Annotated in this window: 25 protein-coding genes; 17 read left to right on the top strand and 8 right to left on the bottom strand. The window is 55.5% G+C overall.

Features of this window, described 5'->3' with window-relative positions; all coding sequences use genetic code 11:
* Nucleotides 1-23 precede the first annotated feature (23 nt).
* Nucleotides 24-851, top strand: a complete 828-nt coding sequence (locus IE156_RS01350) for an AraC family transcriptional regulator (RefSeq protein WP_229840839.1) — start codon at nt 24-26, stop codon at nt 849-851.
* Here the strand turns inward: IE156_RS01350 and IE156_RS01345 are convergent.
* Together IE156_RS01345 and crcB are read right to left on the bottom strand one after the other, a co-directional pair.
* Nucleotides 800-1552: a glutamine amidotransferase gene (locus IE156_RS01345; RefSeq protein ID WP_189390699.1), complete on the bottom strand. Its 753-nt coding sequence runs from the start codon at nt 1550-1552 to the stop codon at nt 800-802. The two genes, IE156_RS01350 and IE156_RS01345, sit on opposite strands and share 52 nt — an antisense overlap.
* Nucleotides 1549-1935 (bottom strand): fluoride efflux transporter CrcB, encoded by a 387-nt coding sequence (gene crcB / locus IE156_RS01340; RefSeq protein ID WP_189390698.1) that lies wholly within the window; start codon nt 1933-1935, stop codon nt 1549-1551. Before crcB ends, IE156_RS01345 begins: the two co-directional genes overlap by 4 nt.
* 199 nt (nt 1936-2134) lie before the next feature.
* On the opposite strand from crcB, the gene IE156_RS01335 reads away from it, so the two are divergent.
* The 3 genes from IE156_RS01335 to IE156_RS01325 all read left to right on the top strand — a co-directional run bounded on the left by IE156_RS01335 (nt 2135) and on the right by IE156_RS01325 (nt 4913).
* Nucleotides 2135-3787, top strand: a complete 1653-nt coding sequence (locus IE156_RS01335; RefSeq protein ID WP_189390697.1) for an acyl-CoA synthetase — start codon at nt 2135-2137, stop codon at nt 3785-3787.
* 74 nt (nt 3788-3861) lie between these two features.
* A complete protein-coding gene (locus IE156_RS01330; protein ID WP_189390696.1) occupies nt 3862-4347 on the top strand; it encodes a YajQ family cyclic di-GMP-binding protein in 486 nt (161 codons plus the stop codon).
* A gap of 47 nt (nt 4348-4394) precedes the next feature.
* Entirely contained in the window at nt 4395-4913 is a 519-nt protein-coding gene (locus tag IE156_RS01325) for a GNAT family N-acetyltransferase (RefSeq protein WP_229840837.1), read from the top strand.
* Between the two features lie 130 nt (nt 4914-5043).
* Here the strand turns inward: IE156_RS01325 and IE156_RS01320 are convergent, their stop codons facing one another.
* Nucleotides 5044-5805 carry an ABC transporter permease gene (locus tag IE156_RS01320; protein WP_189390695.1) on the bottom strand — a complete coding sequence of 254 codons (762 nt, stop codon included), beginning with the start codon at nt 5803-5805 and terminating at the stop codon, nt 5044-5046.
* Nucleotides 5802-6746: an ABC transporter ATP-binding protein gene (locus IE156_RS01315; RefSeq protein WP_189390694.1), complete on the bottom strand. Its 945-nt coding sequence runs from the start codon at nt 6744-6746 to the stop codon at nt 5802-5804. The genes IE156_RS01320 and IE156_RS01315 overlap by 4 nt, the downstream gene beginning before the upstream one ends.
* A 61-nt stretch (nt 6747-6807) precedes the next feature.
* Here IE156_RS01315 and tadA point away from each other — a divergent pair, with 61 nt between their 5' ends.
* From tadA to IE156_RS01285, 6 genes are all read left to right on the top strand, one after another.
* On the top strand, nt 6808-7365 hold the full coding sequence (tadA, locus tag IE156_RS01310) for a tRNA adenosine(34) deaminase TadA (RefSeq protein WP_229840834.1): 558 nt from the start codon (nt 6808-6810) through the stop codon (nt 7363-7365).
* Nucleotides 7366-7404: 39 nt separating this feature from the next.
* Nucleotides 7405-8367, top strand: a complete 963-nt coding sequence (locus IE156_RS01305) for an LD-carboxypeptidase (protein WP_189390693.1) — start codon at nt 7405-7407, stop codon at nt 8365-8367.
* Nucleotides 8368-8430: 63 nt separating this feature from the next.
* A complete protein-coding gene (locus tag IE156_RS01300) occupies nt 8431-10029 on the top strand; it encodes an ABC-F family ATPase (RefSeq protein WP_189390692.1) in 1599 nt (532 codons plus the stop codon).
* A gap of 8 nt (nt 10030-10037) precedes the next feature.
* Nucleotides 10038-10634: an IMPACT family protein gene (locus IE156_RS01295; protein WP_189390691.1), complete on the top strand. Its 597-nt coding sequence runs from the start codon at nt 10038-10040 to the stop codon at nt 10632-10634.
* 195 nt (nt 10635-10829) lie between these two features.
* Complete coding sequence (locus IE156_RS01290) at nt 10830-11372, top strand: peroxiredoxin family protein (RefSeq protein WP_189390690.1); 543 nt, start codon at nt 10830-10832, stop codon at nt 11370-11372.
* Nucleotides 11373-11396: 24 nt separating this feature from the next.
* Nucleotides 11397-11660 (top strand): DUF2024 family protein, encoded by a 264-nt coding sequence (locus tag IE156_RS01285; protein WP_189390689.1) that lies wholly within the window; start codon nt 11397-11399, stop codon nt 11658-11660.
* 60 nt (nt 11661-11720) lie between these two features.
* Here the strand turns inward: IE156_RS01285 and trxA are convergent, their stop codons facing one another.
* Both trxA and IE156_RS01275 read right to left on the bottom strand, forming a co-directional pair.
* Nucleotides 11721-12101, bottom strand: a complete 381-nt coding sequence (trxA, locus tag IE156_RS01280; protein ID WP_189390688.1) for a thioredoxin — start codon at nt 12099-12101, stop codon at nt 11721-11723.
* A 120-nt stretch (nt 12102-12221) separates the two neighbouring features.
* A complete protein-coding gene (locus IE156_RS01275) occupies nt 12222-13514 on the bottom strand; it encodes an NCS2 family permease (protein WP_189390687.1) in 1293 nt (430 codons plus the stop codon).
* 187 nt (nt 13515-13701) lie between these two features.
* Between IE156_RS01275 and tsaD the strand changes: the two genes are divergently transcribed.
* Nucleotides 13702-14760: a tRNA (adenosine(37)-N6)-threonylcarbamoyltransferase complex transferase subunit TsaD gene (gene tsaD, locus IE156_RS01270; RefSeq protein ID WP_189390686.1), complete on the top strand. Its 1059-nt coding sequence runs from the start codon at nt 13702-13704 to the stop codon at nt 14758-14760.
* A gap of 3 nt (nt 14761-14763) precedes the next feature.
* Here the strand turns inward: tsaD and plsY are convergent, their stop codons facing one another.
* Nucleotides 14764-15405, bottom strand: a complete 642-nt coding sequence (plsY, locus tag IE156_RS01265) for a glycerol-3-phosphate 1-O-acyltransferase PlsY (RefSeq protein WP_189390685.1) — start codon at nt 15403-15405, stop codon at nt 14764-14766.
* A gap of 114 nt (nt 15406-15519) precedes the next feature.
* Between plsY and surE the strand changes: the two genes are divergently transcribed.
* The 4 genes from surE (at nt 15520) to rlmD (ending at nt 19431) form a co-directional block, all read left to right on the top strand.
* Entirely contained in the window at nt 15520-16260 is a 741-nt protein-coding gene (surE, locus tag IE156_RS01260) for a 5'/3'-nucleotidase SurE (protein ID WP_189390684.1), read from the top strand.
* Nucleotides 16257-17081: a protein-L-isoaspartate(D-aspartate) O-methyltransferase gene (locus IE156_RS01255; protein ID WP_189390683.1), complete on the top strand. Its 825-nt coding sequence runs from the start codon at nt 16257-16259 to the stop codon at nt 17079-17081. The genes surE and IE156_RS01255 overlap by 4 nt, the downstream gene beginning before the upstream one ends.
* A gap of 23 nt (nt 17082-17104) precedes the next feature.
* Entirely contained in the window at nt 17105-17929 is an 825-nt protein-coding gene (locus IE156_RS01250) for a peptidoglycan DD-metalloendopeptidase family protein (protein ID WP_189390682.1), read from the top strand.
* A gap of 191 nt (nt 17930-18120) precedes the next feature.
* On the top strand, nt 18121-19431 hold the full coding sequence (gene rlmD, locus IE156_RS01245) for a 23S rRNA (uracil(1939)-C(5))-methyltransferase RlmD (RefSeq protein ID WP_229840831.1): 1311 nt from the start codon (nt 18121-18123) through the stop codon (nt 19429-19431).
* 109 nt (nt 19432-19540) lie between these two features.
* On the opposite strand, the gene IE156_RS01240 is transcribed toward rlmD, so the two are convergent.
* Nucleotides 19541-20191, bottom strand: a complete 651-nt coding sequence (locus IE156_RS01240; RefSeq protein ID WP_229840823.1) for a TetR/AcrR family transcriptional regulator — start codon at nt 20189-20191, stop codon at nt 19541-19543.
* 273 nt (nt 20192-20464) lie between these two features.
* Here IE156_RS01240 and IE156_RS01235 point away from each other — a divergent pair, with 273 nt between their 5' ends.
* Together IE156_RS01235 and IE156_RS01230 are read left to right on the top strand one after the other, a co-directional pair.
* Entirely contained in the window at nt 20465-21877 is a 1413-nt protein-coding gene (locus tag IE156_RS01235) for an NAD(P)/FAD-dependent oxidoreductase (RefSeq protein ID WP_229840820.1), read from the top strand.
* A 166-nt stretch (nt 21878-22043) separates the two neighbouring features.
* Nucleotides 22044-24500, top strand: a complete 2457-nt coding sequence (locus tag IE156_RS01230) for a penicillin G acylase (protein ID WP_189390679.1) — start codon at nt 22044-22046, stop codon at nt 24498-24500.
* Nucleotides 24501-24678: the final 178 nt, after the last annotated feature.

Here is a 24678-nt window from a genome sequence, read left to right as displayed (position 1 = left end):
TGGGGGTTTATCGCTAAACGGATATGGATTATCGACAAACGGACATTCTGATGCCTGCCGAACGCATTCCCGAGAGTTTGCAGCAGCTGCGCTATCTGCCCCGGCCTTTATACGGCCAGGAGCGCACCTTGCCTAATCAGGCGATTGCTCGCCCGCATCGGCATCCCTGGGTGCAGTTTTCCTATGCCTTGACGGGGGTGATCGAGGTGCGCACGGCCAAGGGACGATTTATGGCGCCGCCCCAGCAGGCGGTGTGGGTGCCTGCGGGTATCGAACATGGGGTGCGCAGCTCGCCTGATGCACAGATCCGCAGCTTGTATATTGATGTCAGTGCTCTGCCGCAAGCGCCAGAAGTTTGCCGCGTGGTCGTGGTGGACCGTTTGCTGCGCGAGCTGATTCGGGAGTTCAGCCTATTACCTGTGTTATACGAGCGTGAAGGGGCGCAAGGGCGGCTGGTACAAGTGTTGCTGGATCGCTTACTGGCCGCGCCTGAAAGTGGCTTGATTCTGCCGTGGCCGTCGGACCCGCGCTTGTTGCAAGTTTGCGAGCAACTGCAGGCTCAGCCAGCGGGGGACTGGAGTTTGCAGGATCTGGCGGAGCAACAGGGCTTGTCAGAAAAGACCTTGAGTCGTCTGTTTCGACAGCAAACCGGGCTGACCTTTCGGGTGTGGCGTCAGCGCCTGCGAGTCATGAGTGCTTTGCCCTTATTGGAGCGCCAAGAACGGGTGACCGATGTGGCGTTAGCGTGCGGCTATGAAAGTATGTCCGCCTTTGTTGCTGCCTTCCGAGATTTAATGGGTCAAACGCCTGGCGAGTTTTTTCGTCGCCCATTGGGGCCACTGGGCGAGTAAGTCTGCACGAAATTACAGAGCAGGCGATGGGCATCGGGCGTGTCCTGAATGGGGTCCGCTAAGGTTTGCGGATTGATGCCTTTTGTTTTCCAGTACTCGGCCTTGCGCAGTACACAATAGCGCAGCAAACCCGCAAAGAATTCGGGATGAAACTGAATAGACCATTGCGAGGGGCCGTAACGCAGGATTTGATGCGGATCGTGGGCGGAGCTACCCAGGACTTGAACATTCTCTGGCAAGCTCAGCACGCTTTGCTGATGGGTGAGCAGGGCGGGAAATTGTTGTGGCAGATCCGCCAGCAGATCATGCTCGCGCGCCTGTTCGGATAAGTGAATGGGCAGATAACCGACTTCGCTGCCCTTGGGGTGGTAATCAACCTGGCCGCCCAAGGCGTGGGCCATTAATTGATGTCCAAAGCAGATACCGAGTAGCGGCATTTGTGTCTGATAGCGCTCTCGAATCCAGGCAGCCAGATTCTCGCTCCAGCCTAAGCGCTCGGTGACCATACTCCAAGAACCGCTGATGACGACAGGGTCAGGCGAATCGGGAGGGGGCAGGACCGTATCCTGATGCACGCGCCAAGTGCGTACATTCACCTCCAAGGGCTGCAAAGCACGTTTGAACCAGGCGTTCTGATTGCCAAAACGCTGCTCCACATCCGGAGGCGGAGATCCGGCTTGAAGAAAATGCACGTTCATCATGCTTGCCCTCGAAACAGACCCCATGTGGCCATGCCCAGACCCAGCATCAGCAGGGAACCGACAACGTGAATAGCAATGCCGCCCATCGCCCACAGATAACGCTGCTGCATCATCAGGGTCATGATTTCGGCGGAGAAGGTGGAAAAGGTGGTAAGCCCACCCAAAAAGCCGGTCATCACGAACATACGCCAGCCTTCGTGACCCAAGCCCAAACCGCTGAAATAGGCCATCGCAATACCCATCAAATAGCCGCCAATTAAGTTAGCCAGCAAAGTACCGGGGGGCAGGGTAGGAAACAGAGTATTTAGGGCCTGGCTTAAGAACCAGCGTGCCAATGCGCCCAGGGCGCCACCGGCGGCGATGTACAGCATGGCTACGGGCATGAAGGGCCTTCAGGTAGGGGGCTAACTGTCAGCGAGCAGTCAGCCGATCGCGATATATACCTTAGATAGCGTGTCATTATGCGCTTCTACGGTTGAAAAGGCGACCTTGCCCAAAGGCCTGTAGCCAGCTAATGTAAGAGCGCAATTATCAGACGGAACGCCGTGAACTTCGGTAAGCCCGCCCTTTTTTGGAGACTTTGTGGTGAGTATTTACGATCAGGATTTGCCCCAGACAGACGCCAATTATCGTGTTTTGTCCCCGCTGGATTTCATCGAGCGCAGTGCTTTTGTCTACCCTGACTACCCGGCTCTGGTTTATGGGCCCGCCCAAGACGGAATCAAGATGAGCTGGTCGCAGCTTTATGCCCGTACTCGTCAGTTGGGCAGTGCGCTGTCCAAGGCGGGGGTTGGCAAAGGCGATACCGTGGCCGTGATGTTGCCCAATACCCCTCCCATGGTGCAGGCGCATTTTGGCGTACCCATGTGCGGTGCCGTGCTGAACACCTTGAATACCCGTCTGGATGCCAGCACCATTGCCTATATGCTGGATCACGGCGAGGCCCGTGCGGTGCTGGTGGACACCGAGTATGCCGCCGTCATGAAAGAGGCGCTGACCCTGCGTGAACGCATAGAGCCCATCCTGGTTATTGACGTGGTAGACACGTACTTTGAGGCGGGTGCCGAGCGCGCGGGTTCGCAAACCTACGAAGAATTTGTGGATGGCGGGGATCCGAATTACGACTGGCAATTGCCCTCTAACGAGTGGGATGCGATTGCCCTGAATTACACCAGTGGCACGACAGGCAAGCCTAAAGGCGTGGTCTATCACCATCGCGGTGCTTATCTGGGGGCTTTGTCCAATGTGTTGGAATGGGACATGCCCAAGCATGCGGTCTACTTGTGGACGCTGCCCATGTTCCATTGCAATGGTTGGACTTTCCCTTGGGTAGTCGCAGCCCGCGCTGGCGTGAACGTCTGTTTGCGCAGGGTGGAAGCCCAGGCCATGGTGGACAATATGGTCGATTATGGCGTCACCCATTACTGTGGCGCACCTATTGTGCATTCCTTGCTGGTCAATTCGGACGACGCGCTAAAGTCGCGCCTGCCTAAGGGTGTCTCGGCCATGGTCGCTGGGGCTGCACCGCCGGCCACCATGATTGAAGGCATGGAGCGCATGGGCTTTGCTCTGACCCATGTTTATGGCCTGACAGAAACCTACGGCCCAGCCTCGGTCTGTGCGCAGCATGCGCCGTGGAGTGAGCTGGATATCCAGGAACGTGCCAAACGCAATGCGCGTCAAGGCGTGCGTTATCACCTGCAAGGCGACGTACAGGTTCTGGACCCGCACACCATGGAACCCGTGCCTGCCGATGGCGAGACCATGGGCGAGATCATGTTCCGCGGCAATATCACCATGAAGGGCTACTTGAAAAACGCTAAGGCGACGCAAGAGTCCCTGGGCGGCGGCTGGTTCCATACGGGTGACCTGGCCGTGTGTGAGCCCGATGGCTACGTGCGTATCAAGGATCGCAGCAAGGACATTATCATTTCCGGGGGCGAGAATATTTCCTCTATCGAAATTGAAGATGTCATGTACCGCCATCCTGCTGTGCAGGCGGCGGCGGTGGTGGCCCAGCCTGACGAGCGCTGGGGCGAAGCTCCACACGTCTACGTAGAGCTGCGCCCTGGAGCCGAAGTGACGGTTGAAGAGTTGCGGGCGCATTGCCGTCAGTACCTGGCTGGCTTTAAAATACCGCGACATTTCAGTTTTATGGAGTTGCCTAAAACGGCAACAGGTAAAATACAGAAATTCGCACTGCGTCAGCAGGCCAAGCAAGCCGCTTCAGACTGAACGTAGCGTTTTCTAAAAAGCACACAGGTCGCTTTAGGCGGCCTGTCTGCACTTAAGGTACAGGACGGTTAGGAATGCCATCTTTTGACGTTGTATCCGAGGTCAACACCCACGAACTGCGTAATGCGGTCGAACAGGCCAGCCGCGAGCTGAGCACCCGTTTTGACTTTAAAGGTACGGATGCCAAATTTGAACTTGAAGACGAGAACACCATTTTGCAATCGGCTCCCAGCGTGTTTCAGCTAGAGCAAATGATGCAGATTCTGCGTGGCCGCATTGCTGCTCGTGGCATTGATGTGCGCTGCCTAGATACTGAAAAGGTCATGGAGAATGTGGCCGGCGCTCGCCAAAAGGTTAAAGTGCGCCAGGGCCTGGATCAGCCTACCTCCAAGAAATTGATTGCTGCCATCAAAAACGCCAAGCTGAAAGTAGAGACGCAAATCCAGGGCGAAAAGCTGCGTATTACGGGTAAGAAGCGCGATGATTTGCAGGCTGCCATTGCTCTGTTGAAACAGACCGAAGTGGAATTGCCTTTGCAGTACGATAATTTCCGCGACTAGATGAGTGAAACGGCACGGTGGCCTTGTCAGGCCATCGTGTAATGGCTATGACTTTACGAATTGAATTAATGCGTGTGCACGATCTGGGCCAGGTACTGGACGTACAGGCTGATGTGTACGACGCAGATATTCTGGAAGACCGCAGCTTTTATCAGAATCGTCTGGATCTGGCGCCCGATAGTTGCTGGGTGGCTCGTGATGCCGATAATTCATTGCAAGGTTATTTGGTGTCCTATCCCTGGGCGGGACTTTTGCCACCGTCGCTAGGCGATCCCTTGAACAGCCTGCCTGCGCCTGCGGATCAATGGTTTATTCATGACTGCGCGGTGATGCGTCGTGCGCAAGGGCGAGGCGTGGCCGGAGCTTTATTGCGAGCAGGTCGTCGCTATGCCTGGCAACGTGGCTTGCGTCGTTGCAGCCTAGTGTCTTTGGGTCCGGCAGTGGGTTATTGGGAGCGCCTGGGCTATAAGCCTATTGAAGGTGTGCCTGCCCCGGTGCTTGAAGCAAAGCTGCGTCAGTATGGCGATCAGGCCAGCTTTATGGATTGCCCAGTACGCCCGGATTGAATTCCATTGTTTGCTAACTGTGAGCCGTATGCGCTAGGCAATAGACCTTAGGGACGCAATCGGGAGCATCACGCTGTCGCAGGTATTGTCTGCTTTAAAAGAAAGGCCGGAAATATCCGGCCTTTTTTATTTACGGACGCAGCCTATATCCCGTTTTGAAGATCCAGCCTGCCACGCCTAAAAACAGGCTTAAGAACAGCAGCGTCATCCCTAGACTCAGCCACACATTCACATCGCCCAGATCAAAGAAGCTCCAGCGAAAGCCACTGATCAGGTACAGCACTGGGTTCAATAAGGTCAGCTTTTGCCAGAACTCCGGCAGCATATCGATGGAGTAGAACGTGCCACCCAAAAAGGTGAGCGGGGTAAGAATCAGCATGGGCACAAACTGCAGCTTCTCAAAGTTATCGGCCCAGATGCCAATAATGAAACCCAAGAGGCTGAAGGTCAGGGCAGTCAGCGTCAAGAAGCACAGCATCCAGATAGGATGGGCAATGTCATAAGGCACAAAGAGCCGTGCTGTGATCAGGATAATGGCTGCAAGAAACAACGATTTGGTCGCCGCTGCCCCTACAAAGGCCAGGGTCACTTCAAAGTGCGAGATCGGTGCAGACAGAATCTCGTAGATATTGCGGGTAAAGCGCGGAAAATAAATCCCAAATGCCGCGTTGGAGACGCTGTGAGTGAGTACCGATAGCATGGTCAGCCCAGGCACGATGAAAGCCCCGTAAGGCACACCGCCTATCTCGCTGATACGATGGCCGATGGCCGCACCAAACACGACAAAATACAAAGCGGTAGAGATGACCGGTGCCACAATGCTTTGCAGCAGCGTGCGTCGGGTGCGCGACATTTCGTAGCGGTAAATAGCCAGGATGGCATACCAGTTCATGACTGTGCCCCTACAAATTCAACGTAAATATCTTCCAGGCTGCGCTCGCGGGTATGAATATCAGTAATTGTGAGGCCCGCCTGACCGATAGCGGACAGCAAGGCGCTTAAATCATGCTCTTGATCGCGATTGTTCAAGGGGTAGAGCAGGCTCATACCGTCCGCCGCCGTTTGCAGCCCCATCTGATCCAGTGGGGCGGGTAGGGTGCTCAAAGGCTCGGCCAGACTGAGGTTCAACGTTTTACCGCCCAGTCGGCGCATCAGATTATCTTTGGTCTCGACCAGCTGCAGCGACCCTTTATTGATAAAGCCAATGCGGTCGGCCATTTCCTGAGCTTCTTCGATATAGTGCGTGGTCAAAATAATTGTCACGCCTTGCTTGCGCAGACGTTTAACCAACGCCCACATGCCTTGGCGCAAGGCCACGTCCACGCCGGCGGTTGGCTCGTCCAGAAACAGGATCTCAGGCTCGTGCGAGAGTGCTTTGGCGATCAGCACGCGGCGTTTCATGCCGCCGGACAGCGTAATCAAGGGGCTGTCTTTTTTATCCCAAAGCGACAGATCCTTTAGAATTTGCTCGATCAGTTCGGGGTGGGGCGCTTTGCCAAACAGGCCACGGCTGAAGCTGACGGTATTCCAGACCGTTTCAAACGAGTCCGCGCTTAGCTCTTGCGGCACCAAACCAATTTTCTGGCGGGCACGCTTGTAGTCCGTGACATTGTCTGCTCCATCGACCAGGACAGTGCCGCTGCTGCGATTGACTAAGCCGCAGATAATGCTGATCAAGGTGGTTTTGCCTGCTCCATTGGAGCCCAGCAAGGCAAAGATTTCGCCTTGCCAAATGTCCAGGTCCAGAGAATGCAAGGCATGATGGCCGTTTGCGTATTGCTTGCTCAGGCCTCGAACACGCAAAATAGCGTGGGAATCAGGAGTGTTCTGCATAGGCAGTAAAATTACCCTTTTGCTGTGCTGACAGGGTTTGAATAACGCAATGGATTTAACGATGCCAACTAGCTTACCACCGCAGACAGAAGGTGACGTTTTGAGTGATGCTCAGGCTATGGTTTTAGCCCTGGAGCAGGCTCAATGTGCTGCGCAAATGGGGGAAGTGCCGGTAGGCGCCGTCTTATTGGGGGCGGATGGGCGACTCTTGTCCGTCGGGGCGAATCGCACGGTTTGCGATCACGATCCAACCCAGCATGCAGAGATCGTGGCGTTGCGGGCGGCCACACGTAAAGTGGGTAATTACCGTCTGCCTGGTGCCAGTTTGTTCGTGACCTTAGAGCCCTGCATGATGTGTCTGGGCGCTTTGTTGCATGCTCGCCTGTCGCGGGTGGTTTGGGCGGCCGCAGATCCCAAAACGGGTGTGTGCGGCAGCGTGGAGTCACTGCATCTGCATCCAACCTTGAATCACCACACGCGTGTGTCGGGTGGTTTGATGGCTGAGGACGCCGCCCAGGCCTTGCGTGATTTCTTTCGTGAGCGGCGCGAACAAAAGAAATTGCAAAAACAGGCTGAATCTGTCCCGTCTGATCAATCCCCGCTGGATGGGGCCCCGTAGTCTCGCTAAAATAACAGCACTTTCTTTTCAAGGTTCATCATGAGCAGCCCCGAGCACGACCATCACCACCATCATCACGAACATGGCGAATGCCATTGTGGGCAGCAGGACAGTTCGGGTATTTATCTGTTTTCGCCTTCCGGACAATTGTTGGAACCTCAACGCTTGGAACTGGCCCGTCAGCGCCTGAGCGAGCTGGGTTTTGCCGTGGATATTGATCCGGACGCCCTGGCCGTGCACGAGCGCTTTGCCGGAACGGATGAGCAGCGTCTGGGCGCTTTGCAGCGTTCCTTGCAGCAGCCCCAGCCCATTGTGATGGCCACACGTGGCGGCTATGGCTTGAGCCGCCTGTTGGGGCAAATCGACTGGCGCGCAGTGGCGGACAGCGGCAAGCGCTTTGTGGGCATGTCGGATTTTACGGCGTTCAATTTGGCGTTATTGGCGCAAACGGGAGCGATCAGCTATACCGGCCCCACCGCGATTGCTGATTTTGGCGGTGATCAAACCGATGAGCTGACGACTGAGCTGTTTGGCGAATTGATGCGTGGCGAGTTGGAGTTGTTCAGCTTCGAGTCTGAAGACTCGGACGCGGTAGATGGTCACGGTGTGTTGTGGGGTGGCAATCTGGCCATGGTCTGCTCCTTGCTGGGTACGCCGTACTTTCCCCAGATCGATGGCGGCATCTTGTTCCTGGAAGATGTGGGTGAAGCACCCTACCGGGTCGAGCGCATGTTGACGCAACTTTGGCATGCTGGCGTGCTGAATCGTCAAATGGCTGTGGTTTTGGGGCGTTTCACCGCTTACAAAACAGGGGCTAGCGACAACGGTTTTGACATGGATTCGGTCGTGCGGTGGTTGCGTGAAACCGTCAAGGTTCCTGTGGTGACGGGCTTGCCGTATGGGCATGTGGACGTCAAGGTGAGCCTGCCGGTGGGCAAGGAGGTGGGCCTGGCTACCGAGGACGGTATGGCTTATCTGGTGCTGGATGAACACGAACACTAACGGATTTCGCGCCTGCTTGATACACTAGTGGGTTGAACTCAACCTTTTTCAAAGTACGTTTACGTGATCTCCACCGCTAATTTAACGATCCAGTTTGGTGCCAAGCCTTTATTTGAAAACGTCAGTGTCAAACTGGGCGGAGGCAACCGCTATGGCCTGATTGGTGCTAACGGCTCGGGCAAGTCGACCTTCATGAAAATCATTGGCGGCGACCTGGAGCCAAGCGGGGGTAATGTATCGCTGGACCCAGGCGTGCGTTTGGGCAAGCTGCGTCAAGACCAGTTTGCTTTTGAAGACCTGCGTGTATTGGATGTCGTTCTGATGGGCCACACTGAAATGTGGAGCACCATGCAAGAGCGTGATGCCATCTACGACAACCCGGAAGCCACCGAAGAAGACTACATGAGGGCTGCCGACCTGGAAGCCCGTTTTGCCGAATATGACGGCTATACCGCTGAAAGCCGTGCCGGTGAAATGCTGATGGGCCTGGAAATTCCGGTCGAACAGCACCAGTTACCCATGAGCGAAGTGGCTCCCGGCTGGAAGCTGCGTGTGCTGCTGGCGCAGGCCCTGTTCTCCAATCCTGATATCTTGCTGCTGGACGAACCCACCAACAACCTGGATATCAATACCATTCGTTGGCTGGAGGATGTGCTCAACCGTTACCAGAGCACCATGATCATCATCAGTCACGATCGCCACTTCCTGAATCAGGTTTGCACCCACATGGCTGACCTGGACTATGGCGAGCTGCGCGTTTATCCCGGCAACTACGACGATTACATGCTGGCCTCGGTGCAGTCGCGCGAACGTGTCGTGGCCGCCAACTCCAAAGCGAAAGATCGTATTGGTGAGCTGCAGGACTTTGTGCGTCGTTTTGCCGCCAACAAGTCCAAGTCTCGTCAGGCTACGTCGCGTCTGAAACAGATCGGTCGCCTGAAAGCGGACACCATCGAAGTCAAGCCTTCCTCGCGTCAAAACCCTTTTATCCGCTTCGAGCAGAAAAAAGTGCTGCATCGCTTGGCAGTGACTATTGAAGGCTTGAGCAAGTCCTACGATAAGCCCATTATTCGCAACTTCTCGACCATGATCGAAGCGGGCGACAAAATTGCGATTGTGGGTGCCAACGGTGTGGGTAAGACCACCTTGCTGCGTCTGCTGGCGGGTAATCTGGCTCCTGACAGTGGTTCGGTCGTGTGGTCCGAAAATGCGGACATCGGCTATATGGCCCAGGACGTGTCGAACGAATTTGACACCGAAGACAATGTCTTTGATTGGGTCAGCCGCTTCCGTCAGACGGGCGACGACGATCAGTCTTTGCGCTCGGTGCTGGGGCGTATGTTGTTCTCGGCTGACGACATTATCAAACCGGTTCAAGTGCTGTCGGGCGGTGAGAAAAACCGCATGACCTTCTCGCGTTTGATGCTGGGCCGTCACAACGTCATGCTGCTGGATGAACCGACCAACCATCTGGACATGGAATCGATTGAATCCTTGCAGATGGCGTTGGAAAAGTTTGAAGGCACCCTGATCTTTGTGTCCCATGACCGTGAGTTCGTCTCCGGCGTGGCAACGCGCATTATCGAAGTGATGCCAGAAGGCCGCCTCATCGATTACCGCGGTGACTACGAAGACTACCTGGCTAGCCGCGAGCAGGACTGAGGCTAGCGGTGGCCGTCTTTACCCTGCGTGAGCCCACCAGCTTTGAGCAGGACATCAAAAAAAGCCGCTTTCTGGCACTGGCTGCGCCAGTAGACAGTGCCAGTCAGGCCTTGGCTTTCTTTCAAGCTAAGGGCGTCCCCGAAGCCACGCATAATTGCTGGGCCTACAAGATCGGGGCAGAATACCGCTTTAATGATGATGGCGAGCCCGGCGGCACTGCCGGGCGGCCTATTTTGCAAGCCATAGAAGGCCAGGACTGCGACCGGGTCGCCGTGCTGGTGATTCGCTGGTTTGGCGGCGTTAAATTAGGCACAGGCGGTTTGGTGCGTGCCTATGGGGGCGTAGCAGCTCAGTGTCTGCGTCTGGCGGACAAGCTGGAATTGATTCCAATGGCCACCTTACGCTGCCGCTGTTCCTTTGCGGATTTGGCCCTGATTCAATCCCGTTTCGAGAGCTTTGGCGTTCAGGTCCAAGACGAGCAATTCGATGCCGAAGGGGTGCGCTGGGTGTTGAATTTACCTGTCCAGCACAAGACCGACTTTCAGCAATCTTTTATCAATATGACGCGCGGCCAGGGCGAATGTGAGCCCGTGGAGCAAGCGTAGGCAGACGCTCTGCAATACACCTGCACGAATCTATCCGGTTTGCTGCCATTGTCAGGACGATAGGGTATCTTTTTCAGACGATAGTCCCTCTGTGTCGTCCATTCCATCGTCATACTATATATCTTTGATTCGTTCTGAATCCGGTTTAAACCTGCGGGTATGACCGGGTTTGCTCAGCATTGAGGGTGGTATGCCATGTCCTACGAGATCTATGCCAGTCAGTGGCTGAATACGGCCGCGCCATTAAGCTTGGCGTCGTTACGAGGGCGTGTGGTGGTAGTCACCGCTTTTCAAATGTTCTGTCCGGGCTGTGTCATTAATAGCCTGCCGCAGGCCAAGAAGCTGGATACGCTATTTTCGCGTGATGATCTGCGCATTATTGGTCTACACAGCGTGTTCGAGCACCACGAAGTGATGGGCCCCGCAGCGCTGCAGGCTTTTGCGCATGAATATCGACTGAATTTCCCCATTGCCATTGATCAGGCCTGCGAGAGCGGCCCATTGCCGCGCACCATGAAAGAGTGGGGGTTGGGCGGCACACCATCCACCATTATTTTTGATCGGGACGGCAACCTGGCTTTGAAGGAGTTAGGCCATCTGGATGATTTGCGCCTGGGCGCCTTTGTAGGCCAACTGATCGCGCAGCAGGCAAGCAGGCAGGATACGAACACGGGAGCAGCGCAAGCTGCTGTGGACCAGGACGGCACGCAGGCTTGTGGGCCTACGTGCACCTATTAAGTTTTTTGCTGAAAAGGGTCTGTCATGAAGATTGCGGTGTTTGATACTTACGTAGTGCGTCCCGATGGACGTCGCATGCACTTTGATATTTTGGTCAATGATGAGGCCAAGGATCTCGACCAGGTATTGGGTTATGGTCAGCGCTACTTAGCCGCCAAGGGGGTGAATGTAGAAAGTTTCAGCTCGCGCGAATGCCGCTTCTGTCATACCGAAATGGCTTCGGCACCTGTAGAGAACGAAATCAAACGCAGCGGCTTTGCGATTATCGAGCTGGAAAACTGCGAGTAAGTATATTCAGGCAAAAAAAACGCCAGACAAATCGTCTGGCGTTTTTTATGATCGGGGCAATTAAGCCTGATCAGGGGCCTGATTTTGCTGAGCAGCAATTTCGGCGTGAACCTTTTCCATGTCCACAGCCTGGACTTGCTCGATCAATTCGTCCAGCTGGGAAGCGGACAGCGCACCGGCTTGCGAGAACAGCAAGACGTTGTCACGGAACACCATCAGTGTAGGAATGGAACGAATGCGTAGGCCTGCGCTCAGTTCCTGCTCTTCTTCGGTATTGACCTTGGCAAAGGTTACCTCTGGGTGTTTGGCCGCTGCCGCGTCAAAGACGGGGGCAAATTGGCGGCATGGGCCGCACCAAGGAGCCCAGAAATCGATGATCAGGGGCTTGCCGCCTTCTACCGCAGCCTGGAATGTTGCTTCGTTAAGTTCGACGATGCTCATGGGGGAGCCTCCGCAATAAAAAAGCGGCTGATAATGCTCAGCCGCTTTGTTAAACATGCAATTAGTGTACTCGTTTTCAAGACAGCGCTAAAGCGCCAAACGAATCTGACGCCGGGTTTTTCATTCAGTAGCGATTGCGTACTTGATGACGAACAAGATCGCCACAATCAGCGTGGCCAGGTGAATACTGCGCCAGCGGCCAGTGGTCAATTTCAGGATGACGTAGCTGATAAAACCAAAGGCCAGACCATTGGCAATCGAGTAGGTGAAGGGCATGGTGAAGGCAGCCAGGGCAGCAGGCACGGCCTCGGTCATATCGTCCCATTTCACTTCGGTGATCTCGCGCATCATCAAGCAAGCCACGTACAGCAGGGCAGGTGCTGTGGCGTAACCGGGAACGGTGGCGGCCAGCGGCGAGAAGAACAGGGCCAGCAGGAACAGTACGCCAATGGTCAGGGCCGTCAGACCGGTACGGCCACCAGCTTGCACGCCCGAGGCGCTTTCCACATAGGCCGTGGTGCTGCTGGTACCCAGCATGGAGCCGGCCACAATCGCGGTGCTGTCAGCCAAGAGGGCGCGGCCCAGACGGTTGGGCTTGCCTTCTTCGATCAGGCGGGCACGCTTGGCAACCCCGATCATGGTGCCGGTCGCGTCAAACACCTCCACCAGCACCAGGACCAGAATCACGTGGACAAAGCCGGTGTGCAAGGCACCCATGATGTCCAGTTGCATAAAGGTGGGCATCAAGGAAGGGGGCGTGGAGACAACACCTGCGAACTGGCTGTGTCCTGTCAGCATGGACAGAATGGTCACTGCCAGAATGCCGATCAGAATGGCACCGCGCACTTTCAAGGCGTCCAGGGCGGCAATAATGAAAAAGCCCAGAATGGCATACAGAGCGGCAGGCTGGGTCAAATCGCCCAGGCCGATCTTGGTGGCGGGGTGAGCCACCACAATACCGGAGTTCATCAGGGCGATCAGGCCCAGGAACATGCCGATACCGGCAGCAATTGCGCTTTGCAGCGATTTGGGAATGCCCTTAATCAGCCAGGACCGGATGCCGGTCACCGTCAGGATCAGAAAGATCACCCCCGAAATAAAGACCGCGCCCAGTGCTTGCTGCCAGGTGTAGCCCAGGGAGGCGACGACGGTGAAGGCAAAAAAGGCGTTCAGCCCCATGCCCGGCGCCATGCCAATAGGCCAGTTGGCCACGAAGGCCATGATGAAGGTGCCCAGAGCGGCGGCCAGACATGTGGCCACAAAGATGGCATTGCGATCCATCCCGGTTGAAGACAGGATGTCTGGATTCACAAAAATAATGTAGGACATGGTCAGGAAGGTGGTAATACCTGCCAGGACCTCGGTACGAACGTTGGTGCCATGCTCAGAGAGTTTGAAGAGACGTTCAAACATGGGCTGCCTCCTTGTGATTATTAGGCGATCGGAGCGTGAAAATAGTGATGCGGGATTTTAACCACGACTGTGCCACTGCGTCGCCCCCCTTTATCGCGATGTATCGGCACAACTGAGACACTATCAGCTTAATCCGCTGTGGGGATAAATTCCTATTTTCCCCAATACAGCAGGCTAAAATAGCGGCATGAATATTCTTGGATTTGAAAGTTCCTGCGATGAAACCGGCGTTGCGCTGGTCAGCACGGAACAGGGCTTGTTGGCCCATGCCCTGCACAGTCAGATCGCCATGCACCGTGAGTACGGTGGGGTTGTGCCTGAATTGGCCTCCCGCGACCATATCCGCCGGGTGTTGCCTTTGACGCGCCAGGTGTTGGCTTCTTGCAATATGCAGCTGGAACAGGTCGACGCCATTGCCTACACCGCTGGCCCTGGTTTGGCTGGGGCTTTGTTGGTGGGCGCCAGTGTGGCACAGGCCATTGCCTGGTCACTGAAAAAACCAACCATTGCCATCCATCACCTGGAAGGCCATTTGTTGTCTCCCTTGTTGGCCGAGCCTCGCCCGGAGTTTCCCTTTGTGGCTTTGCTGGTGTCGGGCGGTCACACCCAGCTGATGCGGGTGGACGGTGTGGGTCAGTACGAACTCTTGGGCGAAACCCTGGACGATGCGGCGGGTGAGGCCTTTGATAAGAGCGCCAAGCTGATGGGCCTGGGCTACCCCGGTGGCCCAGCCTTGTCGCGTCTGGCCGAGCAAGGCGACCCCAGCGTGTACGATTTGCCACGTCCTATGCTGCACAGCAAGGATCTGGACTTCAGCTTCAGTGGTTTGAAAACTGCGGTGCTGACACGTTTGCGCAAACTGGAGGCACAAGAGGGTGGTATCACGGAGCAACAGCGGGCGGATCTGGCCGCGGCAACCGAGGCTGCCATTGTGGATGTACTGGCTGTCAAGGCTATCAAAGCCTTGAAGCAAACCGGCTTGAAGCGGCTTGTTGTGGCCGGGGGGGTGGGAGCCAACCGCCACTTGCGGGCTCATTTACAAAAAGCCTTGGCGCGTCTGAAAGGGGAGGTGTTCTTCCCGCCGCTGGAGTTCTGTACCGATAACGGTGCCATGATTGCGTTTGCGGCGGCCATGCGGGTCAAGCATGGTCTGGTGGAGCTGGATAATAGCCAGCATGGCTTTGCCATCCGGCCTCGCTGGGATTTGGCCTGCGTCAATCAGCCTGTTTCCCAGCAAGACGTTTAAGACTTATTTTTTCTTGGCGCCGACCTTGCTTTCCTTGCCGGTCATCAGGCGACGGATGTTCTCCTGGTGACGCCATAGTAAAAAGGCGCTGATCAGGATCAGGGCGGTTGCAATCGAGACATTCATGGGCCAGACCACCTTGGCACCGAGCAGGTAATACAAGGGAACGAAAATGGCACTGATAATGGCGGCCAGAGAAGAGTAGCGGCTGACATAGGCAATAATCAGCCATGTGGCAGCGGTTGCCAGTGCCAGCCAGGGCAGCAGGGCCAGGATGACGCCCATTGCAGTCGCGACACCTTTGCCACCTTTAAAGCCCAAAAAGACCGGGTACAGATGGCCCAGAAAGGCAAAGAAAGCGCTGATGCCCAGCAAGGCAGGGGCCCAGCCCCAGTTGCTGATGGCCTGTTGGGTTAGAAAGACAGCCAGCCAGCCTTTGAAGGCATCGCCCAGCAAGGTCAGAATGGCTGCTTTTTTATTGCCGCTACGTAGTACATTAGTGGCTCCCGGGTTTTTCGAACCAAAGGTTCTCGGGTCTTGCAAGCCCATGATCTTGCTGACGATTACAGCAAACGGCAGTGATCCCAGTAAGTAGGACAAGAGGGCGACAAGCGGGGCAGCCACAGCGAAAGAAACGGCGTTCATGAGGATTGAGCTCCACAATTATTGTTGCGCGGATTCTACCGGCCTTGCAGCAAAATACCAAAGGCAGCGGGTACAATTTGCTACCCCGCTTAGATTTTTAACGGAAAGTACAGCATGCGTATTCTGGTCTCTAACGATGATGGCTATACAGCAGCCGGTATTGAGGCTTTGTATGAAGCCTTGCACGGACTGGGCGAGCTGACGGTCATTGCACCCGAGACCAATTGCAGTGGTGCCAGTAACTCCCTGACCTTGAACCGTCCTTTGTCACTGCGCCAAGCCAGCAATGGTTTTTATTTTGTTAATGGTACACCGTCCGATTGTGTGCACGTGGCCTTGACGGGTTTGCTGGATTTTCGTCCGGACCTGATTGTCTCGGGCATTAATAACGGCGCCAATATGGGTGACGATACCTTGTATTCGGGTACGGTGGCAGCAGCGATGGAAGGCCATTTGTTTGGTATTCCCGCAATTGCCTTTTCCTTGATCGAGCGCGGTTGGAAGAATCTGGACAGTGCGGCCCGTGTGGCGCGTGAATTGGTGCAGCGTTGTCAGAAGCAGCCGCTGGCTGCCAATACCTTGCTCAACGTGAATATTCCTTGTTTGCCTTACGAGGCCTTGAAAGGGATGCAAGTCACTCGCCTGGGCAAGCGTCATCCCTCTGAGCCGGTTGTGAAAAGTCAGACGCCTTATGGAGAACCGGTGTATTGGATTGGCCGCGTGGGGGGCGTATCTGACAGCGAGCAGGGAACAGATTTTGGAGCGGTTGACAGTGGTGCTGTGTCGATTACCCCTTTGCGGGCGGATTTGACCCATCACGAGCAACTGGCGGGCTTGCGGGATTGGGTGCAATGACAAGTAAACCAGGCAAGCGCTATCCGTTCGCGGACGGTACACAGAACCGGTTTGGTAAATCCAGCCTGGGCAGTGGCCTGTCTGCCAGCAATAGCAATACGCGTATTGTGCAACGAGGTCAGTTACAACCGACACCGTCGGCCGCTTTGTCACCGCAAGTGTCAACAAGTGTCAATCTGGGTTTGAACTCGGAACGCTCGCGTGGCATGATGATCGAGCGCTTGCGCCGACAGGGAATCAGCGATGAACGCGTGCTGGCCGCCATGCAAATGGTGCCGCGCCATCAGTTCGTGGACCAGGGTTTGGCCAGTCGGGCTTATGAAGATGATGCCTTGCCGATCGGCTTTGCGCAGACCATCTCCCAGCCTTGGGTGGTGGCTCATATGATCAGCCTGGTGTGTGACCAAAAAGTACCGAATAAAGTCTTGGAAGTTGGGGCAGGATGTGGTTATCAGGCCGCTGTTTTGGCACAATTGGTCAAAGAAGTGTATGCGGTAGAACGCATCAAAGGATTATGCGATATGGCACGCGACCACATGCGTCAATTAGGCCTGTCGCAACGTGCTCGAATAATGTTTGGTGACGGAATGCAAGGTTACCCAGCAGCGGCCCCGTATGATGCTATTGTTGTGGCGGCAGCCGGTCCGGTCATTCCCAGAACCTTATTGGAACAATTAACATTGGGGGGGAGACTGATCGCCCCTGAAGGTACGACACAACAGCGCCTGGTTTTGGTGGAACGCACCGGACAGGCTACTTGGCGTCGTGAAGAACTTGATGCGGTTCGCTTCGTGCCGATGCGAGCCGGAACCCAGATTTAGTCAGATATTCTCAGGAGATTTATATGCAGCATGCAGTCAGGTTACCGTTAACCGCTGCTTCCACCGGTACACAGTGGTTCTTGACGCCCCGTCAGTGCCTGGTGGCGGCTGTGGTCACCAGTACCCTGCTGGCTGGTTGTGCAAGCCGCAATGAGCGTGCCCCAGTCACTGACCTGAGTTCTTCGTCGGCGGCGGGCAGCGTCAGCAGTGCCACCGGTTCTTACGTGGTACGGCCGGGCGATACGCTCTACAAAATTGCACAAGCGCACGGCATGGACGTGAACTCGCTGATCCAGTTGAACCAGATTACTGATCCCTCCATGCTGCGAGTGGGTCAAACTCTGCGTCTGGATAGCAACACCTCGATGGCGGCGACCACTTCGCGCCCTGTCAGCAGTGGTGGTACACAGACCTCGCCAGTCAGCCCGGCAACGCCAGTTAAAACAGAAACCTCGGTTTCTGCGCCACGCGCCAGTGATGCGGCTCTGATTGCCTGGGGCTGGCCAGCCAGCGGCAAGATCATTCAGGGTTTCAATGCCTCGACCAAGGGCATTGATATTGAAGGCAAGGTCGGTGATCCGGTTGTGGCCGCTGCGGATGGCAAGATTATGTACGCCGGTAACGGTGTGCGTGGTTTAGGCTCTATGGTTTTGGTGGGACATAGCAACGGTTTTATTACCGCCTATGCGCACAATAGTACTTTGCATGTCAAAACCGGCCAGCAAGTGACTAAAGGTCAGCGCATTGCAGATCTGGGTCAGTCCGACACGACGTCGCCACGACTGCACTTCGAGATTCGTCGCTCCGGTACGCCGGTTAACCCAATCTCGTATCTGCCTACGCGTTAAGCACGGTATCTGGACTCGAAAAAAGCGGCTTCTGGCCGCTTTTTTTGTGCCCGCTGGTGCTCAGGTTTTGGCTGGTTCTTGTTTTTACCCGCTGTCCCGAATGCTCATTGTAAAATCAGCGATTCGCCATCGTTCGCGGCATGCAACTTTGCCACTTTGACTGGCAGGGCGCTTACTTAGGTTTTTATCGAATGTCTGACGTATTGTTTATTGAATCGCTGGATCTGGAAGGACGCGGCGTCGCCCACAAAGAGGGCAAAGTGGTGTTTGTCGAAGGGGCTCTGCCAGGGGAAGAAGTGCTGGCCGAGACCGTGCGCTCCAAGGACTCATACGATAAGGCTCGTATGACGACTTTGCTGAAAGCCTCGTCTCAACGTGCTGTGCCACCCTGTCCCAATTTTGGTGTCTGTGGTGGCTGTGCCATGCAACACCTGGAACCCTCCGCCCAAGTCGCGGTCAAGCAGCGCGTGCTGGAAGATTCGCTGGGTCATATTGGCAAGGTCAGCCCAGGGCGGGTTTTGGCTCCTTTGCACGGCCCGTACTGGGGATACCGTTACCGCGCCCGTTTCTCTATGCGCTACGTCCCTAAAAAGGGCGGAGTGCTGGTGGGTTTCCGGGAAAAGAATGGTCGCTATGTGGTGGACATGACCGAATGCCGGGTGTTGCCTGCCAAGGTGTCGGCTTTGCTGGGACCGCTGCGTTCCTGTCTGGCAGGTTTGTCTCATCCCGACCGTTTGCCACAGATTGAATTGGCAATGGGCGACAAGATCACCACCTTGACGCTGCGCCATATGGAGCCGCTAACTACCGACGATATCCAGCGCTTGCAAGACTTCGGTCAAGAGCACGATATCAGCTGGTGGTTGCAGCCTAAAGGCCCGGAAACGGCACACCCTTTGCTGCGTGAAGATGCAGACAAGCTGGCCTATGCCTTGCCCGAGTTCGATCTGCGTATGCCTTACCGCCCCACGGACTTTACCCAGGTCAACCACGACATCAACCGTAGCTTGATCTCGCGCGCCTTGACCTTATTGGACGTCAAGCCCGAGCATCGCGTGGCTGACCTGTTCTGTGGTCTGGGTAATTTCAGCCTGCCACTGGCACGCCGTGCCGCCGAGGTGGTAGGGATTGAAGGCAGTAGCACCTTGACTGATCGCGCTAGTGAAGCGGCGTTGGCTCACGATTTGCAAGACAAGGCAAAATTCACCACGCTGAACTTGTTCGAGGTGGACGTGCAGTGGTTGCGTGATCTGGGCCATTTCGACCGCATGTTGATCGACCCGCCACGCGATGGTGCATTTGCCGTCGCCACCGCTTTGGCTCAGTTGGAAAAGCACGAACGTCCCGAGCGCCTGGTTTATGTATCTTGCAGTCCCGGCACCTTGGCGCGCGATGCTGGTGTGTTGGTCCATCAGGGCGGCTATACCCTGGAGTCGGCAGGCGTGATCAATATGTTCCCGCATACCGCGCACGTGGAATCGATTGCGGTCTTTACACGCTAACGACGTCTAGCTCAGATCAAGATAAAACGCCCCACAGATTGGAACCCTCTCCAATCCGTGGGGCGTTTTTCTATTGGCGCTGGAGTAAGCTTAGCTCTCTGGGTCTGTCTCAAGTTATTTGGGGATGATTGATTCTGGACGGTGTTGCTGCCTTGCCGGCATGTGCAATCAAACCATCGTGTATCAATTCCATCATCATTTTGAAAACCTGTTCTGATTGCAGGTTTACAAAGCGTGGCAGAATCTGGCGCAGCATGGGCACATCATCGGCGGGCCATTGCTCCAGCTCGTGTAGTTCTTCTTGCGTCACAGGGCGAATCAGCCCACCTAGCTCACCTTGAATCAAACCATATAAGGCGGCATACCAGCCCACACAGGCGGCAGGGATCTCGGCGTCGCTCAAGCCTCCATCGCGCAATGCTTGATACACCTGCTCCAGCACGACATAGTCGGCCTTGCCGGTATTCAGAAAGCGCTGCATTTGCTGAAAGGTCTGTGGGTGCTTTAGGGCAAGCTCGCGATATTGCTGAGCCAGCTCATAGAGACGCGCAGTCCAGGGCAGGCTTGGGTCCACGGCCAGGATGCGGCCCGTCAGGTAATCGGCCATGCCACGCAGCAGACCCTCTTTGGATTTGAAGTGATAGAGCACTGCCATCGGGTCGCACCCGACTCGCTCCCCTAGTTTACGTAAAGAAAAACTGGAGGCTCCAGCTTCTTCCATCAAAGTAACAGCGAGCACGACCAATTCGTCTTTATTCAATTTACGTGTCCGTGTAGCGGGGGCGGAGGATGCTTGGGCCAATAGGGTTCCTTCGTTTTTGGGAAGCAGTGTTAAGACGGCAGATTTGCCAAGTTTAACTCTACAGAGTAGAATAAATTAATTCTACAACGTAGAAGAAGATCGTTCCACTCTGTTTTTACAACGGAGTGTTGATAACGAGACAGAACGGAACGCCGCGTTGACGGGGCGTCACCGGAGCATTCCGCTCTGTGATCCAGGCGGCCAAAGGGCCGTGACAGACACAGGACATTCATGCTTATTTCTAGACCTTCACTTTTAAACGATGTCGCCAGCACAGAGAGTCTGCTCGTCAGTAATCCACGCCTGTGGAACTGGCGCAAAGGCCATCTGAGCGAGGCCACTGCGCCTGCTACCTACTACGAGGCATCCTTAGCTCCCTGGACCCGCTTTGAGCCCCTGCAGGCCGATACTCAGTGCGATGTACTGGTGGTCGGCGGTGGTTTGCTGGGTGCCTCTACCGCCTTGCATCTGGCCCGCTCCGGCTTGGATGTAGTGCTGGTGGAAAAGGACAGCATTGGCTCGGCCGCTTCGGGTCGAAACGGTGGGCAGTTGACACCGGGCTTGGCCCGTTGGGAAGCCGCTGACATGATTGCCCATTTGCCTTTGGATGAGGCCCGTCGCTTGTGGCGTTTTGCCTCGCATGAAGCCATGGATTTGCTGGATCAGATTGCCCAGGACTACGAACTGGATTTTGATCGTCGGCGAGGTCATTTGACGGCGGCGGTTCACGCCGGTCATATGGGGGCTCTGGTCGAAGGCGCTGATGCACGCCGCTACCTGGGGGATACCAGCGTGGAAATTGTGGGCAGTTACGAGCTGGAGCAGGAAATCCGCTCGCCGCTGTATCACGGTGCTGTGGTGGATACTTTGGGTGGTCAGCTGCATCCCCTGGCTTTGCTGCGTGGCCTGGTTTACGGCCTGGTACAGCATGGTGGCCGGGTCTACGAGGGCAGTCCGGTCGAGGCAATTGAACAGACCGAAAAAGGTGCTCTGGCCGTCACGCCGGGCGGCACGATTTTGGCCCGTCAGGCTCTGGTGCTGGCCGTGCATGACACGACCTCTCAGTTTTTGACCACACAGTCCAACACCACTGTGCCGTTCTATACCTATGTGGGGGTGACTGAGCCTTTGGAATGCCCGGTCAGTGAGCTTTTACCCACGGACCGTGCAGTGTACGACACGCAGTTCCAGATCGACTATTACCGTGCGGTGCGCCAAAACCGCTTGTTGTTTGGCGGGCAGGGCACGGGCAGCAGTTGGTCTCCTGAACGCATTAACGACTACTTGCTTGAGCGTATCCAGACTGTGTTCCCACAGCTGGAACAGGTGCAGCTGGAGTTCTCTTGGAGCGGTATCAGTGACTTCACCTTGAACGGTGCGACAGACTCGCGCAAGACCGATGATGCTGTTCCTGTGTATATGGTGCATGGCTGGAGCGGCCACGGTGTAGCGCAAACTGTGCGCATCGGTAAAGCCATCAGTGATGACGTGACGGGGATAAACGAAGACTTTGCCATGCTGACGGATATTACGCATCGCAGCATCCCCTTGGGTCAGCAGTTGTCGGGTTTGGCGATTCCGGTAGTCAAGGCCGCCATTGGCATGATGAGTGCCGTCAATCCAGGACGTCTGGTTTCGTTCTAATACCCGTTGTAGGGCGCAGCGTTTGCCCTGCTGCGCCGGCCTGACTAGGGCAAGCCCCCACTTGTTTTAAGGCTGAAATACTTTAAATTTATGACTTCCTATTTGTATTGGCTTCAATAATTTAGGTTCATAAGAATTTTCAGTATCATAAAAACGAGGGACAAATATGCAGAAAGGGCTTGTTCGTACGGGCGTCGCCGCCGTTGGTCTGGCTTTGGGTATGACGTGGGCACCGGCTTATGCTCAGGTGCAGTCGGTGGAAGTGATGCGAGACAGCTATGGCGTGCCGCATGTGTTTGCCGACAGTCACTATGGCTTGTATTACGGCTATGGTTATGCCGTCGCCCAGGACCGCCTGTTTCAGATGGATATGGCACGCCGCTCTTTTGTAGGCACGACCGCTGAAGTGTTGGGCGCCGGCGAGCAGGATGTCTACGTCAAGTACGACATGCAGGTGCGGCAGAATTTCACGCCCGCATCCATTCAGCGTCAGATTGCTGCTTTATCCAAAGACGAGAGAGATATTTTTCGGGGCTATGCGGACGGCTTTAACGCTTACTTGGAGCAAGTGCGTCGCCATCCCGAGCTGTTGCCTAAAGAATATGTGGATTTTGATTTCCAGCCTCAAGCCCTGACTGACTTTGATGTAGTCATGATTTGGGTGGGCTCCATGGCCAATCGTTTCTCGGACACGAATCTCGAAGTGACTGCGTTGGCCATGCGTCAGTCTTTGGAAAAGCAATATGGCCCCGAGCAGGGACGAGCTTTGTTTGACGAGCTGCTGTGGGTGAATGACACGACGGCACCCACCACGGTCCCGGCTCAAGCTGCCGAGCGCAAGCCACAGGCGCAAGTGGGTGTACAGAATCTGGCTGAGGTTTCCTCGACAGTCTTGGCAGCAGAACTGGAGCGTCAGGATCAGCATTGGGGCGGTCGCGGCCCGGACTTTGCACCCAAGGCCAGTAATCTCTGGAGCACCCGGCCCGAGCGGGTTCAGGATGGCGCTACTGTTCTGATCAATGGCCCACAGTTTGGCTGGTACAACCCGGCCTACACCTACGGTATCGGTTTGCACGGTGCGGGTTTTGATGTGGTGGGCAATACCCCATTTGCCTACCCAATCGTCCTGTTCGGGACCAATAGCGAGATTGCCTGGGGGGCCACTGCCGGTCCCCAGGACGTGGTGGACATGTATCAGGAAAAATTGAACCCGGCCCGCGCCGATCAATACTGGTTTAACAATGTCTGGCGCACCATGGAGCAGCGCAAGGAGCGCATTCAGGTTCGTGGTCAAGCTGATCGGGAAATGACAATCTGGCGCACGGTACACGGCCCGGTCATGCAGTTTGATCATGAGCAAGGCGTGGCCTATAGCAAGAAACGCAGCTGGGATGGCTACGAGGTGCAGTCCTTGCTGGCTTGGCTGAACGTGGCCAAGGCTCGTAACTGGACTGAATTTCTGGAGCAGGCCAGCAAGATGGCCATTTCCATTAATTGGTACTACGCCGACCGACACGGCAATATCGGTTATGTGTCGCCTGCTTTCTTGCCCCAGCGTCCAGCAGATCAGGATATGCGCGTGCCAGCTAAAGGGGATGGCAGCATGGAGTGGCAAGGGATCAAGAGTTTTGAGGCGATTCCCAAAGCCTACAATCCGTCCCAAGGCTATTTGGTCAACTGGAACAACAAGCCCGCACCGGATAAGACCAATACGGATACCTATTACTGGACCTATGGCGATCGCATGAACGAGCTGGCGACCCAGTACCAGCAGAAAGACGTTTTCAGCGTGCAGGAAATTTGGGAGTTCAACAAAAAGGCTTCCTATAGCGATGTGAATTGGCGCTATTTCCGCCCGCATCTGGAAAAACTGGCGCAGCAGCTACCTGCCGGTGATAGCAATAAGGCGGCATTGACGACCTTGTTGGCCTGGGATGGCATGGAGCACGATCAAGCTGGGCAGAACGCTGGACCGGCGCGAGTCCTGTTCAAAACCTGGCTGGAAGAAATGTATAAGCAGGTCTTGATGCCAGTGGTGCCTGAGTCGCATCGTGCCATGTACAGCCAGACGGGTTTTGCGACGCAGCAAGGGCCCAATCCCGGTTCCATCAATTTGAGTATGGGCACCAAGGTCTTGTTGCGTGCCCTGGCCCTGGAAGCTAACCCAGATCCGAAACGTGTGAATGTCTTGGGTGAACAATCCTCCCAAGCCATCATGCATCTGGCCTTGCGGAACGCGCAGACCCGTTTAGGCAAAGAACAGGGCACTGATATGACGCGCTGGACCATACCGACCTCGGTACACCGCTTCAGCGACAAGAACTTCACCGGAACGCCGCAGACGACATCGGGTAATACCTTTGCCTTTACCGGCTATCAGAACCGGGGCACGGAAAATAACCGGGTTGTATTTGATGCCCAGGGCGTGGAGTTTTGTGATGCCATGCCACCCGGTCAAAGTGGATTCACTGACCGTAATGGTGTCCGCAGTCCGCACTACGAGGATCAGCTCAAGATGTACGAAAGCTTCGAGTGCAAGACCATGGATGTGACGCACGCGGATATTCGTCGTAATGCGCAGACCAGCACGATGCTGTTGATTCAGCCTCCGGCACAGCAGTGATCATGGCGCGGCCCTCGCTCTGCTTATAGAGATTGAGAGGCCGCGATTATGACGTCAGCGTTTGCTGCTGGTTGGCCATTTGCAAGATTTATAGCGCATGGGGCTAGCGAGTGAAATACAGACCGGAGTTTGGACTGTTCATACTGATGTGGAGCCCATGCTGAGGGCGAGGGTCGGG

Origin of the sequence: Alcaligenes pakistanensis, from assembly GCF_014652815.1 — a bacterium.
GTDB lineage: Bacteria > Pseudomonadota > Gammaproteobacteria > Burkholderiales > Burkholderiaceae_B > Alcaligenes > Alcaligenes pakistanensis.
This window is presented reverse-complemented; position numbering and strand designations above follow the sequence as displayed.

Coding starts and splice junctions, on each gene's coding strand:
- IE156_RS01350 (WP_229840839.1), top strand. CDS start 24: ATGGATTATCGACAAACGGACATTCTGATGCCTGCCGAACGCATTCCC.
- IE156_RS01345 (WP_189390699.1), bottom strand. CDS start 1,552: ATGATGAACGTGCATTTTCTTCAAGCCGGATCTCCGCCTCCGGATGTG.
- crcB (WP_189390698.1), bottom strand. CDS start 1,935: ATGCCCGTAGCCATGCTGTACATCGCCGCCGGTGGCGCCCTGGGCGCA.
- IE156_RS01330 (WP_189390696.1), top strand. CDS start 3,862: ATGCCATCTTTTGACGTTGTATCCGAGGTCAACACCCACGAACTGCGT.
- IE156_RS01325 (WP_229840837.1), top strand. CDS start 4,395: ATGACTTTACGAATTGAATTAATGCGTGTGCACGATCTGGGCCAGGTA.
- IE156_RS01320 (WP_189390695.1), bottom strand. CDS start 5,805: ATGAACTGGTATGCCATCCTGGCTATTTACCGCTACGAAATGTCGCGC.
- IE156_RS01315 (WP_189390694.1), bottom strand. CDS start 6,746: ATGCAGAACACTCCTGATTCCCACGCTATTTTGCGTGTTCGAGGCCTG.
- tadA (WP_229840834.1), top strand. CDS start 6,808: ATGCCAACTAGCTTACCACCGCAGACAGAAGGTGACGTTTTGAGTGAT.
- IE156_RS01305 (WP_189390693.1), top strand. CDS start 7,405: ATGAGCAGCCCCGAGCACGACCATCACCACCATCATCACGAACATGGC.
- IE156_RS01290 (WP_189390690.1), top strand. CDS start 10,830: ATGTCCTACGAGATCTATGCCAGTCAGTGGCTGAATACGGCCGCGCCA.
- IE156_RS01285 (WP_189390689.1), top strand. CDS start 11,397: ATGAAGATTGCGGTGTTTGATACTTACGTAGTGCGTCCCGATGGACGT.
- trxA (WP_189390688.1), bottom strand. CDS start 12,101: ATGAGCATCGTCGAACTTAACGAAGCAACATTCCAGGCTGCGGTAGAA.
- IE156_RS01275 (WP_189390687.1), bottom strand. CDS start 13,514: ATGTTTGAACGTCTCTTCAAACTCTCTGAGCATGGCACCAACGTTCGT.
- tsaD (WP_189390686.1), top strand. CDS start 13,702: ATGAATATTCTTGGATTTGAAAGTTCCTGCGATGAAACCGGCGTTGCG.
- plsY (WP_189390685.1), bottom strand. CDS start 15,405: ATGAACGCCGTTTCTTTCGCTGTGGCTGCCCCGCTTGTCGCCCTCTTG.
- surE (WP_189390684.1), top strand. CDS start 15,520: ATGCGTATTCTGGTCTCTAACGATGATGGCTATACAGCAGCCGGTATT.
- IE156_RS01255 (WP_189390683.1), top strand. CDS start 16,257: ATGACAAGTAAACCAGGCAAGCGCTATCCGTTCGCGGACGGTACACAG.
- IE156_RS01250 (WP_189390682.1), top strand. CDS start 17,105: ATGCAGCATGCAGTCAGGTTACCGTTAACCGCTGCTTCCACCGGTACA.
- rlmD (WP_229840831.1), top strand. CDS start 18,121: ATGTCTGACGTATTGTTTATTGAATCGCTGGATCTGGAAGGACGCGGC.
- IE156_RS01235 (WP_229840820.1), top strand. CDS start 20,465: ATGCTTATTTCTAGACCTTCACTTTTAAACGATGTCGCCAGCACAGAG.
- IE156_RS01230 (WP_189390679.1), top strand. CDS start 22,044: ATGCAGAAAGGGCTTGTTCGTACGGGCGTCGCCGCCGTTGGTCTGGCT.